Annotated in this window: 12 protein-coding genes and 1 other RNA gene; 4 read left to right on the top strand and 9 right to left on the bottom strand. The window is 63.9% G+C overall.

Annotated elements, in window-relative coordinates; genetic code table 11:
- Nucleotides 1-9: 9 nt before the first annotated feature.
- The 3 genes from ASF90_RS02010 to ASF90_RS02000 form a co-directional block, all read right to left on the bottom strand.
- The gene (locus ASF90_RS02010) at nucleotides 10-903 is read right to left on the bottom strand and encodes an ABC transporter ATP-binding protein (protein WP_055845203.1); all 894 of its coding nucleotides are present in this window, start codon (nucleotides 901-903) and stop codon (nucleotides 10-12) included.
- Nucleotides 904-1054: 151 nt separating this feature from the next.
- Nucleotides 1055-1444, bottom strand: coding sequence for a VOC family protein (locus ASF90_RS02005; protein ID WP_055845201.1), 390 nt, complete (start codon nucleotides 1442-1444; stop codon nucleotides 1055-1057).
- Nucleotides 1441-1608: a hypothetical protein gene (locus ASF90_RS02000; protein ID WP_156364942.1), complete on the bottom strand. Its 168-nt coding sequence runs from the start codon at nucleotides 1606-1608 to the stop codon at nucleotides 1441-1443. The genes ASF90_RS02005 and ASF90_RS02000 overlap by 4 nt, the downstream gene beginning before the upstream one ends.
- 139 nt (nucleotides 1609-1747) lie before the next feature.
- On the opposite strand from ASF90_RS02000, the gene mmuP reads away from it, so the two are divergent.
- The gene (gene mmuP / locus ASF90_RS01995; protein WP_055845196.1) at nucleotides 1748-3145 is read left to right on the top strand and encodes an S-methylmethionine permease; all 1398 of its coding nucleotides are present in this window, start codon (nucleotides 1748-1750) and stop codon (nucleotides 3143-3145) included.
- Nucleotides 3142-4104, top strand: a complete 963-nt coding sequence (gene mmuM / locus ASF90_RS01990; protein ID WP_055845193.1) for a homocysteine S-methyltransferase — start codon at nucleotides 3142-3144, stop codon at nucleotides 4102-4104. Before mmuP ends, mmuM begins: the two co-directional genes overlap by 4 nt.
- A gap of 195 nt (nucleotides 4105-4299) precedes the next feature.
- Here mmuM and ASF90_RS01985 read toward each other — a convergent pair whose 3' ends face one another.
- From ASF90_RS01985 to ASF90_RS01970, 5 genes are all read right to left on the bottom strand, one after another.
- On the bottom strand, nucleotides 4300-6249 hold the full coding sequence (locus ASF90_RS01985; protein WP_055845190.1) for a DUF885 family protein: 1950 nt from the start codon (nucleotides 6247-6249) through the stop codon (nucleotides 4300-4302).
- Nucleotides 6250-6467: 218 nt separating this feature from the next.
- A non-coding RNA gene (locus ASF90_RS21170) (sX9 sRNA) lies at nucleotides 6468-6543 on the bottom strand.
- Between the two features lie 68 nt (nucleotides 6544-6611).
- Entirely contained in the window at nucleotides 6612-7388 is a 777-nt protein-coding gene (locus ASF90_RS01980) for a queuosine precursor transporter (protein ID WP_055845187.1), read from the bottom strand.
- A 4-nt stretch (nucleotides 7389-7392) separates the two neighbouring features.
- On the bottom strand, nucleotides 7393-8067 hold the full coding sequence (locus ASF90_RS01975; protein WP_055845184.1) for a DUF502 domain-containing protein: 675 nt from the start codon (nucleotides 8065-8067) through the stop codon (nucleotides 7393-7395).
- Between the two features lie 225 nt (nucleotides 8068-8292).
- Nucleotides 8293-9846, bottom strand: a complete 1554-nt coding sequence (locus tag ASF90_RS01970) for an alginate export family protein (RefSeq protein ID WP_055845180.1) — start codon at nucleotides 9844-9846, stop codon at nucleotides 8293-8295.
- A 378-nt stretch (nucleotides 9847-10224) separates the two neighbouring features.
- On the opposite strand from ASF90_RS01970, the gene ASF90_RS01965 reads away from it, so the two are divergent.
- Together ASF90_RS01965 and ASF90_RS01960 are read left to right on the top strand one after the other, a co-directional pair.
- The gene (locus tag ASF90_RS01965) at nucleotides 10225-10587 is read left to right on the top strand and encodes a PadR family transcriptional regulator (RefSeq protein ID WP_055845177.1); all 363 of its coding nucleotides are present in this window, start codon (nucleotides 10225-10227) and stop codon (nucleotides 10585-10587) included.
- The gene (locus ASF90_RS01960) at nucleotides 10587-11501 is read left to right on the top strand and encodes a sensor domain-containing protein (RefSeq protein WP_161963607.1); all 915 of its coding nucleotides are present in this window, start codon (nucleotides 10587-10589) and stop codon (nucleotides 11499-11501) included. Before ASF90_RS01965 ends, ASF90_RS01960 begins: the two co-directional genes overlap by 1 nt.
- A gap of 132 nt (nucleotides 11502-11633) precedes the next feature.
- Here ASF90_RS01960 and ASF90_RS01955 read toward each other — a convergent pair whose 3' ends face one another.
- Entirely contained in the window at nucleotides 11634-12977 is a 1344-nt protein-coding gene (locus tag ASF90_RS01955; RefSeq protein WP_082473371.1) for a polyhydroxyalkanoate depolymerase, read from the bottom strand.
- Between the last annotated feature and the right edge of the window lie 24 nt (nucleotides 12978-13001).

The raw sequence follows: 13001 nt of genomic DNA, 5'->3' as shown, positions 1-13001 counted from the left end.
GGCGCTCCGTCAGGCAGCCAGCGCTTGCTTGCGCAGGCGCTGGAAATAGACATCCTCAAGATCGGGTGCGACCTGCTCGAAGCCCGGTTCCGGGCAGTCGGCGCTGAACACATGGATCACCGGATGGCCGGCAATCAGGCGCGTGGACAGTACGGTGAAGCGCGCTTCGTAATCGGGCAAGGCGTTCTTGCTGACCTGTTTGCGCCAGACCTGCTGGTTGAGCATGTCTATCGCATCGGCCGGCTTCCCGGTCAGCAACACCTGTCCCTTGTTCATGATGGCCATCGTCGGGCACAGGTCGGTGACGTCTTCGACGATGTGGGTGGACAGGATCACCACCACGTTCTCACCGATTTCGGCCAGCAGATTCAAAAAACGATTGCGCTCTTCCGGGTCCAGCCCGGCCGTGGGCTCGTCGACGATCACCAGTTGCGGGTTGCCCAGCAGCGCCTGCGCGATACCGAAGCGCTGGCGCATGCCGCCGGAGTAGGTGCCGAGCTTGCGCTTGCGCGCGTCCCACAGATTGACCTGTTGCAGCAAACGTTCGACCACCTCCTTGCGCTGTGCACGGTTGGTCAGCCCTTTGAGCACCGCAAAGTGATCGAGCATGTCCAGCGCACTGACCTTCGGATACACGCCGAAATCCTGCGGCAGATAGCCCAGCCGGCGGCGCAACGCGTCCTTGTCCCTGAGCACGTCGATGCTGCTGCCGTCGGCGCAGCCGAGGCTGACGCTGCCGGCATCGGGTTCCTGCAACGTGGCTAGCGTGCGCATCAAGGACGACTTGCCGGCCCCGTTGGGGCCAAGCAATCCGAACATGCCGCGAGGAATATCCAGCGTGACGCCTTGCAACGCATGCACGCCGTTGGCGTAGGTCTTGGACAACGCACGAATCTGCAGCATGGACGTTCCTGTGTCCCGGGATGCTTAGATCTTCATTGCGTTGCTGCGGCGCCGCATCGGCCGGAAGTCATGTGGAGGATCGATTAGCGAAGCGCCGCCGAGTGGATGTCGAACCGGTGCCCGTCGAGCCGATGCCCGGCGTGGTGGTTTCTCAGCCGATCTCGTACAGCTCCAGCGGCAGATCGTCCGGATCGGCGAAGAAGGTGAAACGCCGGCCGGTGTATTCGTCGATGCGGATGTTTTCGGTGATGACGCCATGGGCGTTGAGATGCGCCACCGCGCTATCCAGGTCTTCTACGCGAAAGGCCAGGTGACGCAGCCCGCGTGCTTCCGGGCGGCTGGGGCGCAGCGGTGCGTTGGGGAACGAGAACAGTTCGATCTGACCGCCGTCGGGCAGCGCCAGATCCAGCTTCCAGGAATCGCGTGCCTGGCGGTAATGCTCGGCCAGCACGCGCAAGCCCAGGATCTGGCAATAAAACTGTTTCGAACGCGGGTAGTCGCCCGCGATGATTGCCACATGATGGATGCCGGCCAGCCTCATGCTGCGCTCCGCTGTACCGACAGATCGTGTTGCTGGCCGCGATCAACCGCCATCACCGCCTCGCGCAGATCCAGCGCGCGGCGGTGTGGCGCATGCGCAGGCAGCAAGCAGCGTGCGCGGGGCGGCAACGCTGCAGGCAGGCGCGGGTAACGTGTCTCAGACATGACGGTGCTCCGCAGGATCGGCACGCGAGCATACCCGCGTCTGCCTGAAGTGCTTGTACAGCGTCACAGCTCGCCACCGCATGGCTGTGCTCGCCTGCATGCGCGTGGCAGGATGGTGCGCCGCCCATCAGACCGACGCATGCCAGACCCTTCTTCCAGCGCCGCACCGCAGTTCCAGCGCAGCATGCAGGTGCGCCATCTGGTGATGTTGTCGCTGGGCGGGGTAATCGGCACCGGGCTGTTCTTCAACACCGGCTACATCATCGCCAGCACCGGTGCGTTGGGCACGGTGATCGCGTATCTGATCGGTGCGCTGGTGGTGTATCTGGTGATGCAATGCCTGGGCGAACTGGCGGTGGCGATGCCGCAGACCGGGGCGTTTCATGTGTATGCGGCGCGCTATCTGGGGCCGGCCACCGGGTATGTGGTGGCGTGGCTATATTGGCTGACCTGGACGGTGGCGCTGGGGTCGAGCCTGACCGCCGCTGCGTTCTGCATGCAGTACTGGTTTCCGCATAGCCCGGCATGGCCATGGTGCCTGTTGTTCTGCGCGCTGATCTTCGGCTTGAACACGGTGTCGGCGCGTTGGTTTGCCGAGGGCGAATTCTGGTTTTCGTTGATCAAGGTGATCACGATTTTGGTGTTCATCGTGCTGGGCGGCGCGGCGGTGATCGGCCTGCTGCCGTTGGCCGATGGTGCGCCTGCGCCCGGGTTGCGCCATCTGCGTGCCGATGGCTGGTTTGCGCACGGCACGTTGCCGATTCTGATGACGATGGTGGCCGTGAACTTCGCGTTTTCCGGCACCGAATTGATCGGCGTGGCCGCGGGCGAAACCGCGCAGCCGGCACGCGCCATTCCGCTGGCGATCCGCACGACGCTGGTGCGGCTGGTGGTGCTGTTCGTGGGTACCGTGTTTGTGCTCGCTGCCTTGCTGCCCGCCAGCCAGGCGGCCGTCGAGACCAGCCCGTTCGTGCGCGCGTTCGAGTTGCTGGGCATTCCGTACGCGGCGGACATCTTGAATGCGGTGATCCTGACCGCGATCCTGTCGGCGGCCAATTCCGGCCTGTATGCGGCGGCGCGCATGCTGTGGTCGTTGGCCAACGAAGGCACGCTGCCGGCGCGCCTTGCGCGCCTGACCCGGCGCGGCATTCCGTTGCCGGCCTTGCTGCTGAGCATGCTGGGCGGTCTGCTGGCCCTACTCACCGGCGTGTACGCGGCCGAGACGGTGTTCGTTGCGATTTCCGCAGTGTCCGGCTTTGCGGTGGTGGTGGTGTGGCTAAGCATCTGCGCATCGCATTACCGCTTTCGTCAGCAGCTGGTCCGCGACGGGATTGCCGCAGAGACGCTGGCCTATCGCGCGCCCTGGTATCCGTGGACGCCGATCCTTGGATTCGCGCTGTGTCTGCTGGCCTGCATCGGGTTGGCATTCGATCCGCAACAGCGCATCGCGCTGTGGTGCGGCATTCCATTTGTGGCGCTGTGTTACGGCGCCTATGCACTGACCCAATGGCTCGCGGCCAGGAGACTGCACACATGAAGATTCTTCCCCGCCAGCCGCGCGCAACTGCGCCGTTCAGTGCGGCGCTCCAGCACGATGGCTATGTGCTGCTGGATGGCGCGCTTGCCACCGAACTGGAACAACGCGGCTGCGATCTCAACGATGCGCTGTGGTCGGCGCGCGTGCTGATGGAGCAACCGGAGCTGATCTATCAGGTGCATCGCGACTACTTCGCTGCCGGCGCGCAATGCGCGATCACTGCCAGTTACCAGGCCACGCCGCTGGGCTTTGCGGCGCGCGGGCTGGATCTGGCGCAATCGCAGGCCTTGATCGCCCGTAGCGTGGCCCTGGCCGCACAGGCGCGCGCCGATCATCTGCAGGCGCAGCCGGACGCTGCGCCGTTGTGGGTGGCTGGCTCAGTCGGGCCATATGGGGCGTATCTGGCCGATGGCTCGGAATACCGTGGCGACTACGTATTGCCGTTGGCGCAACTGATGGAGTTCCATCGCCCACGCATCGCCGCGCTGGCTGCCGCGGGTGTGGATGTACTGGCCTGCGAGACGCTGCCCTCGGCGAACGAGATCGTGGCGTTACGCCTGCTGCTGGAAGAATTTCCGCAGCTGCATGCGTGGTTCTCTTTCACCTTGCGCGATGCCGACCATTTGAGCGATGGCACGCCGCTGGCGCAGGTGATGCCGGCACTGGATGCCTGCGCACAGGTGATCGCGGTGGGGATCAACTGTATTGCGCTGGATCAGGTCACCGCCGCATTGCAGCGCCTGTCGGCGCTGACCGCGTTGCCGCTGGTGGTGTATCCCAACTCGGGCGAGCACTACGACGCTGGCGACAAGCGCTGGCATGCCGGCGATGCGCCCGCGTGCAGTCTGGCGGATCAGCACACGCGGTGGCTGGCCGCAGGCGCGCGGTTAATCGGTGGCTGTTGCCGCACCACGCCGCGCGATATCGCCGCATTGGCCGCGGCGCGGGCGGTGGGTTGAAGACACCACCGTCGTTGCCGCGCCTTGAGGACGCGCCTCAAAGCGGCGAGCGTGGCCGCTGCGGCACCCGCAACCGGCAACCGGCACGTCATGCCGGTGTTGCGCGACGCATGCCAAGCGCAGATCCGCACCCAGGCCTAACACCGGCCTGACCGCGACGGCCGATAACCCTTGCATCGGCCGCAATCGTTGCCCTCAGCCTTTCTGCGCTGCGATCCAGCGCTGGATCTTGTCCTGCAGGATCTCCAGCGGCACCGAGCCGTCCTTGAGCACTTCGGTATGGAAGGCGCGGATGTCAAAGCGCGGCCCCAGCTCGCGCTGCGCCTGCTCGCGGAGCTGCGCGATCTTCATCTCGCCGACCTTGTAGGCCAGCGCCTGACCGGGGATGGCCATGTAGCGGTCGACTTCGGCTTCGGCGTCGATGCGGCTCATCGCCGAGTTGTCCAGCATGTAGTCGATGGCCTGGGTGCGGGTCCAGCCCTTGCTGTGCAGGCCGGTATCGGCGACCAGCCGGATCGAGCGCCACAGCGCATTCTGCAGATAGCCGTAGGTGTTGTACGGGTCCTGATACAGCCCCAATTCGCGGCCCAGCGATTCGGCATACAGGCCCCATCCTTCGATGTAGGCGGTCTCGCCCCCGAGCCGACGGAACTTGGGCAGGTCGGTCAGCTGCTGCTGCAGCCCAAGCTGGTAATGGTGGCCGGGAATCGCCTCGTGCAGGTACAGGCTCTCCGCTTCCCAGGTCTTGCGTGAGGGCAGGTCGGAGGTATTGACGTAGAAGATGCCCGGCGTGGCGCCAGTGCTGCCACCGACGCTGGGACGCATGTACGAGCCGCTGGCCGCCGCTTGCGCGCGCTGCGGTTCCACCGCGCGCACTTCCAGCGGCGGCATGTCCTGGCTGGCGAACAGGCGCGGTACTGCGCCTTGCACGCGTCCCTGCAGGCCACGGTAATACCCCAGCAGCTCGGTATCGCTGCGGAAGCTGAAGCGCTTGTCGGTCTGCATGAACTTGTAGAACTTGGGCAGGTTGCCGCGGAACTTGACCTGCTTGGCCAGCGCGGCGATCTCGCCCTGCAGGCGCGCGACCTCGTCAAGCCCGATCTGATGGATCTGCTCCGGGCTCAGGTCGGAGGTGGTGCTCTGACGCACGTCGTAGGCATACCACGCCGCGCCGTTGGGTAGCGCCGCCAGACCATCGGTGTCGCGGCAGGCGGGCAGGTATTCGGTGGCGATGAAGCCGCGCAGCGCGCGATACGCCGGCAGGATGCGCACCTCGATCATCCGCTTGTACTCGGCGGTGAGGCGCTGCTTGTCGGCCTCGGGCATATCGGCCGGCAGGTTGCGGATCGGCCCCCAGAACAGGCTGTCTTCGGCGCTGCGCGCAATGATCGCATCCAGTTGCGGCAGCACTTTCTGCATCAGCACCTTGGGCTGCACCACGCCGGCCTGCATGCCGGCGCGCATGTTGGTGATGGCCTGGTCGAACAGGTCGGGAATGCCGAGCGCACGCCGCGACCAGTTGTCGTAATCCTTGACCGTCTTGAACGGCTGCGCGCCGGTGCCGGAACCGAGCACCACCGCAATGCTGGCGATGTTGTAGAACTGGTTGATCGGCAGCATCCAGCTGGGGAACTGCTCGGCGGCCAGCGCACTGCGCGCATCGCGCACGAAGATCTGGTAGCTGAGCAGGTCCTGCCCGCTCAGGCCATCCGGGCCCAGCGCTTCGGCCTTGCCCAGCCACAGCACGGTGAAATCATGCGATTGCTGGCGGAACGCTGGCGAGAGGAAGTTGGGCAGCTGGTCGTTGTAGCGGCTCTCGCCCTGGAAGGTGGCCTGCAGCGGATTGAGCTTGAGCGAGGCGTCCCAGTACTGGTCGTAGAGCAGGTTGAGCTGCTGGGCCTTGGTTAGCACCACTGGCGCGGCGACCGCGCGTGGCCTGGCCTTGGCGGCCTTGCTGCCCTTGGCGGTCCTGGAGGCCTTGGCCGCCGGCTTGGCGGTCTTCTTGCCTTTGCTCGCCTTCGCGCGCGTTTGCGAGGTCTGTGCCTTGGCGGTCTTCTTCTTGGCCGCATCGGCGGGCGCTGCCACTGACAGGCTCAACACAGCGGCGAGGACCAGCGACAGCAGGCGGGAAAAGCTGAGGGGCATTACCGGCTCCGGAAACAAGCGAGCGGGGAGCTTGCCCGATCCGCACCGTTACGGCCAGCTATCCGGGGCATGCGGCGCACATGCAATTCAGATGCGGCACGGGCAGGCACAGTGCATCGCTGGAATGGTGCGCTGCGATAACGCACCGCGCAGCGTGCTGCCACAGGCACTGTTGGCCTTGGGCAGGCAGTGGGTGGGCGCTGCGCAGCCTTTAGAGCGGCTCACAAAACGTAGCGAGCAGTCGTCAGTTCGGTGTGGACGGTGCGGAGGAACCGGCGTGTACGAACGGTACATGCCGCACCGAGAACCGAACACCGGCCGCGCCCGCCTGGTGGTGAGTACGGTCGTTTTGCGAGCTGCTCTTAGTCTGCAGCGGCTTCTTCGCGCAGCTGCTCGGCGCGATCGGCGCCGAGATACGCGCTGATGGCGCGACGCGCGACGTACAGCAGCGGAATCAGGGCGATCGCAAAGCCCATCTTGTAGATGTAGTTGAGCGTGCTCACCGCCAGGAACTGGTCGATAGACCAATGCTGCGGGCCAAGCACGAAGGCGATGTAGATCACCACGAAGCTGTCCACCAACTGCGACACCGCGGTGGAGCCGGTGGCACGCAGCCACACGTGTTTTTCGCCGGTGACCTTGCGGATGCGATGGAACACCGACACGTCGATCAACTGGCCGAACAAAAACGCCACCAGCGAGCCGCCGATCGTCCACAAGCCCTGCCCGAACACCGCGGCGAATGCAGCCTGATAGTCCGGCACACCCTGGCTCTGTGCTGCGGTCACCCACCAGCCGGCCGGCGCCAGGGCGATCGCCGCGAACGCAAACACGAATCCGTAGCCGATCAGCGCCACCGCCACCCACGAGATGAAACGCACCCCGCGGCTGCCGAAGAACTCGTTGATGGTGTCGGTCATGATGAACACCACCGGCCATAACAAGGTGCCGGCGGTGAAGCTGAGCGAGCCGGTCTGGCCGAACAGGTTCCAGTTCAGCGGTGCGATGCCGAGCGTGTCTTCCAGCGCGAAGATCTTGACGCCGATGAACTCGGCCAGCGCCGCGTTGACGCAGAAAAACGCCGCCAGGGCAATGAACAGGCGGACCGCACGATCGTCGAGGGTACGCGTGTGTGTCATGGCGTCAGCGATCCGCAGTACGGGTGAAGGGAACCGACTCCGGCGAAACCGCGCCGCCGGAGATGATGAAACTCATTGCCTGATCCACAGTCCAGTCGGTGGGCGTGAGCAGCTCCACCGGCACGATTTCCAGATAGCCGGAGGTAGGGTTGGGCGTGGTCGGCACATACACCGCCGCCAGCTCGCGGCCGGTGCCTTGCTCCTTGATTACGCGCGTGACCAGGCCGACCGACTTCATATCGCGATGCGGGAAGTCGATCAGCACCACGCGCTGCGTACTGCCGGGCTGCGTCTGCAGGATGTCGAGCAATTTGCGCGCGCTGTCGTAGACCACGCTGGCCAGCGGGATGCGCCGCATGATCGCCTCGAACCAGCGCAGCAGACGCTGGCCGATCACCCGCCGGCTCAGGATGCCCACGAACAGGATCGCCGCCACCGTGGCGACCAAGGCGATGGTGTTCTGCACCCACAGCGCCTTGATCCAGCCCAGGTAATCGGGAAACGAGGCGGCGATACGCCCGGACAGCGGCACCACCCACGGGCTGCTGATGCCAGAGAGCAGCGAGAAGACGAACTTCACCACCACCCAGGTCAGCCAGACTGGCAGCAGGGTGAGCAACCCGGTCAGAAACACGCGTTGCAGGGAAGGGCGGGTGTGCGGAGTGGGGGATTCAGACATCTGCGTAGTGTAGGCATTCGGCCGCGTCCGGTGCAGGGGAGGCTGGTATTTGGGATTGGGCAGTGGGGATTGGTAAAAGAGTGCGTGGTCATCAGACACACCAGCGCTGAAAACCAACATGCCGCGTCCTTGCGGGACGCGGCATGTGATCGAGCAACGACTTTTTAAAACAAAACGCAGGCACATCGAGTCAGCGCAGTGCAGCGCGCTGACCAAACACCGCGTTTAGAAGCGGAAGTTCAACCAACCCATCACGAAGGTCGAATCGCCGTAGCCGGCCTTTTCCAGCGCTGGACCGGCCATCAGGTGCTCGGCGCGGAAGGTCACCGACCAGTTCGGATCGATGTTCCAGGTGGCGTTGATACGCGGCATGGTGCCGATGCGACGCTCGCCGGTGCTCTGGGTGCGTGCGTAGGCGCGCGCCTGATTGTTGTAGATCGCATCGCTGGTGGTCTGGCGCCACAGGGTTTCCCATTCCAAATTCACGGTGAGCTTGGAGGTGGGTGAGAACGTGAAGGTCGGCGCGGCAGTGACCAGGTTCACCGGGCCGAAGAACGTGGCCCAGCTGAAGTAGATCGTGTTGCCATAGAGAAAATTGTTATTGCGCAGCGTGCCGGTGCCGGACGTGCCGCCGCCGCCGGAGGCGATTTCGCTATGAAAGCCCAGGCGCGGCTTCCAGCCGCTGTCGCTCAGCGTCCACGCATTGGAAGTGCTGGCCATATAGGCGCGCAGGTCGCGTCCGCCGAAACTGCCGCGCTGCACGGTCACGAACGAATCGGTGCGCAGCTTGCCCACGTTGCCCCACAACCGCAGGCCGTAATAGTTGCGATTTTCTTCGGCGGTCTGGCGGCCCCAGAGCTGATTGTCGTTGCGGAACTGGTAGAAGAACGGCTCCAGATACATCGGCTTGGCGGTCGGCAATCGATAGCCACCCACCACGCCGCGGAAATGCCGCGAGCGGTCGATGCGGTCGTCGCCCAATCCTTCGGTGCCATCCAGGTTGAAGTTGAAATCGAACACATCCACGCGGGTCTTTTCGCCGATGGCCCAGGCGCGCACACCGTTGAAGGTCACGAAGATATCGGTGTTGTCGCGTAGCGCCATCAATGTGGTCGGGCCGTCGACGAACACCTGACGGCCGACACGCAGGCCGGTGTCGGCGCCGCCGATGTTGCCCTTCACGTCGAAGAACACCTGTTGCAGGATCGCGTTGTTTTCCTGGGTGCCGGTCTTGGCGCCTTCGTTGCGTCCATCCAGGCTGCCGTGCGCCAGTTCCGTATACAAACGGAAGTGCTCGCCCACATGCAGGTCTGCACCGAAGAACGCGCGGAACAGGTACTGCTGTTGCGAATGGCTGCCGGGAATCAGACCGGGATTGGTGATGGTATTGCTGCGCACGCGCAGCTCGTTGCTGAGCGAGACGTAGACATCGCCCGATGCATTGAGCGGGATGTACTTGAGCGGGTCGAACGGGCTCTTGCGCTTGGACGGATCCTTCAGATACGACCAGTCTTCGGCCCAGCGCACCTGCCACATGTTGCCGCCCTGTTTGGCGCCCCAGCCCTGCGCTTCGAGCGGATAGCCCTTGGCGGTGGCGGGCGCGGCGGTGACCGGCGGCTTGGCGGGTTCCGGCTGGGTCTGTTCGGCATTGGCTGGCGCTGGTTGTGTCTGCGCAAAGCCCAGTACCGGCAGCGCCAAACCGATCGCAAGGCACAGGCGCCGGGTGGCTCCAAAAGAAGTTTCAGCCATGGCTGGCTGCGCCAAGCGTGTCAATTGCATCGTGTTGCCCCATCGAAAAGTGAAAAACCCCTGAGCGAAACTTATCGGCACGGGGGACGTCGACTGTAGTAAAGCCGCGCCAGAAAGGCAGTAACCCAAAGGTTCTAAGCTCATGAACGCACTAGGGTTTGCGCAGGCGAGCGCTAGTGGAGCGGGGATTGGAGATTGGGCAGTGGGGATTCGCAACGGCGCCGATGCGGGATGCGGTGACTTCATTGCGATACCAACAATTGCTCAAGCGTGGCTGGCCGACCAAGTCTCGGCCTTGGCCTTTGCGACTCCTCACTGCCGACTCCCCACTCCCCGCCCATGACTACCGGCACATTCGCTATAGCTAGGTTCTACATAGCATCACCTTCGACCTAGCGGAGATGACCGATGACCGAGCCGGATGTCCACCTACGCAAATTTCAGAAGGAGCTGAGCGCCGGCACCGTGTCGCTGGCTTTGCTGGCGGTGCTGGCCCAGGCCGACGAACCGCTGTACGGCTATCTGATCGCCAAGCGGCTCGAGCATCTGGAAGGCGTGCTGAGCGGCAAGCAGAGCGCCTTGTATCCGGTGTTGCGCAATCTGGAAGGGGCGGGACTGTTGCACAGCCATATCGAGCCGTCCGCATCGGGGCCGCCACGCCGCTACTACCGCATTACCGACAGCGGGCGTGACTGCCTGCGCCAATGGACCGCCGCCTGGCGCGCCACCCGTGATTCCGTTGATTCAGTGCTGCAGGGGACACACCCATGATGACGACCTTACCGACACGTCCGTTGCCGACCACCATTGCCGACTACCTGCTGCAGCTGCGGCAGGCGCTGGTTGGTGCCGACCCGGCGATGATCCAGGATGCGCTTTACGATGCCGAAGAATATCTGCGCGCCGAGCTTGCCGAACAGAGCGGCAAGAGCGAAGCCGACGTCATTGCAGGGGTTGCCGCCAGCTACGGTGCGCCCGATGAAGTGGCCGAGATCTATCGCGAAACCGAGGTCACGGTCAGCCGCGCGCTGCGCCCGCCACTGCCGCCCAAGCGTCCTTCATTGATCGGCAAGTTCTTTGGCGTGGCCGCCGACCCGCGCACCTATGGCGCACTGTTCTACATGTTGCTGTCGCTACTCACCGGCGTGTTCTATTTCACCTGGGTGGTCACCGGGGTCAGCCTGTCGCTGGGCCTGTTGATCCTGATCATCGGCGTGCCGCTGCTGGTGCTGTTCTTCGGCTCGGTGCGCGTGTTGTCGCTGGTGGAAGGACGCATGGTGGAAACCTTGCTCGGGGTGCGCATGCCGCGTCGCCCGCAACATCCGGGCGTGCAAGGCGGCTGGCTACAGCGCATCGCTGCGATGTTTACCGACCTGCGGACCTGGAGCACGCTGCTGTACTTCGTGTTGATGCTGCCGTTGGGCAGTCTCTACTTCACGCTGTTTACTACTCTGCTAAGCGTGTCGTTGACGCTCACTGCTGCGCCGCTGGCGCTGTTCTTCGATCAAGGAATGTCCATCACCTGGGACGGACAGGTGATCGTGATGCCGCTGATGGTGGTGCCGTTGTCTCTACTGGGGGTATTGTTGCTGTTCGTCACCCTGCATGCGGCACGCGGGATAGGCACGTTGCACGGCATGCTGGCCAAGCATCTGCTGGTCAAAAGCGGTGATGCGGAGGCGTGATGATCGAGGGTGGCGTGCAACACGCGCGTGGCCTTAGCGCAGCGCACTTTGCATGACACGGTTTAAATTGCCTCTCGATTTTTCAGCATAAAAAAAATCCCCGGACATGCCGGGGATTTTTTGTTGTGCAGATCAGGCACGCTTGCCGCGTTTGCGGATGGGAGTGACGGTGGCCGGGTCGCGGCTGCCGACCGGGTCTGCGTCATAGCGCGCAATGAACTCGCGCACCTGCGGGTAGACCACTTCGCGCCAACGACGGCCGCTGAAGATGCCGTAATGGCCGGCACCTTCCACCACCAGATGGCGGCGGTGCGCCGCATCGATACCGGTGCACAGATCGTGCACCGCTTCGGTCTGGCCGAGGCCGGCGATATCGTCGAGTTCGCCCTCGATGCTCAACAAGGCGGTGTTGCGGATCGCCGACGGCTTGACCAGCTGGCCGTCCACTTTCCACTTGCCCTGCGGCAGCAAGAAGTCCTGAAACACCACGCGAATCGTGTCCAGATAGTATTCGGCCGGCATGTCGAGCACGGCGTTGTACTCATCGTAGAACTGCCGATGCGCCTGCGCATCCTGCAAATCACCCTTGACCAGATCGGTGTAGAAATCCCAGTGCGACATCACGTGCCGATTGGGGTTCATCGACAGGAAACCGGCGTGCTGCAAAAAGCCTGGATACACCTGGCGGCCATGTCCCGGATACGGGAACGGCACGGTGTGGATCAGGTTGTTCTGGAACCACTCGATGCCGTTTTCCGTTGCCAGGTTATTGACCTGGGTGGGGCTGCGGCGTGCATCGATCGGACCGCCCATCATCACCAACGAGCGCGGCGTGGACTCGTCGTTGGTCGCCATCAACGACACCGCCGCCAACACCGGCACGGTGGGCTGACACACGCTCACCACATGCAGGCGCTCGGCGCCGATATGGCGGATGAAGTCCTGGATATAGGTGATGTAGTCCTCGAGCCGGAACGCACCGGCTTCCAGCGGCACCATGCGCGCGTCCACCCAATCGGTCACATAGACCTTGTGGTTGCGCAGCAGCGTGCGCACGGTGTCGCGCAGCAGCGTGGCGTGATGGCCGGACAACGGCGCCACCACCAGCACGGCCGGTTGCTCCTTCATCTTGCCGATCAGCTCGACGTGGTCGCTGAAACGCTTGAAGCGCAGCAGGCGACAGAACGGCTTGCTCAGCACCTCGCGTTCGATGATCGGCAGCGAGTGGCCGTCGACCTCGACATCGTCCAGCGCCCAGGCAGGCTTTTCGTATTCCTTGCCCAGCCGATGGAACAGCTCATTGCTGGCCGCCATGCGTTCGGCGCCGGGAAGCGAGGCCCACAGACTGTCGGGGTCGGAAAACATCTTGGCGTTCGCCTGGGCCTGATGCACCCAGGGGGCTAGCAGATTGCGGGTCAGCTCATGCAGTTGATAAAGCATTCCACCCATCCGTGCGGTTTTGCTGCCGCGCAGCATACCGGGTTTGGCGCATTTGCACCT

It is taken from the genome of Xanthomonas sp. Leaf148, assembly GCF_001423585.1.
In the GTDB taxonomy this organism is placed as follows: Bacteria; Pseudomonadota; Gammaproteobacteria; order Xanthomonadales; family Xanthomonadaceae; genus Xanthomonas.
This window is presented reverse-complemented; position numbering and strand designations above follow the sequence as displayed.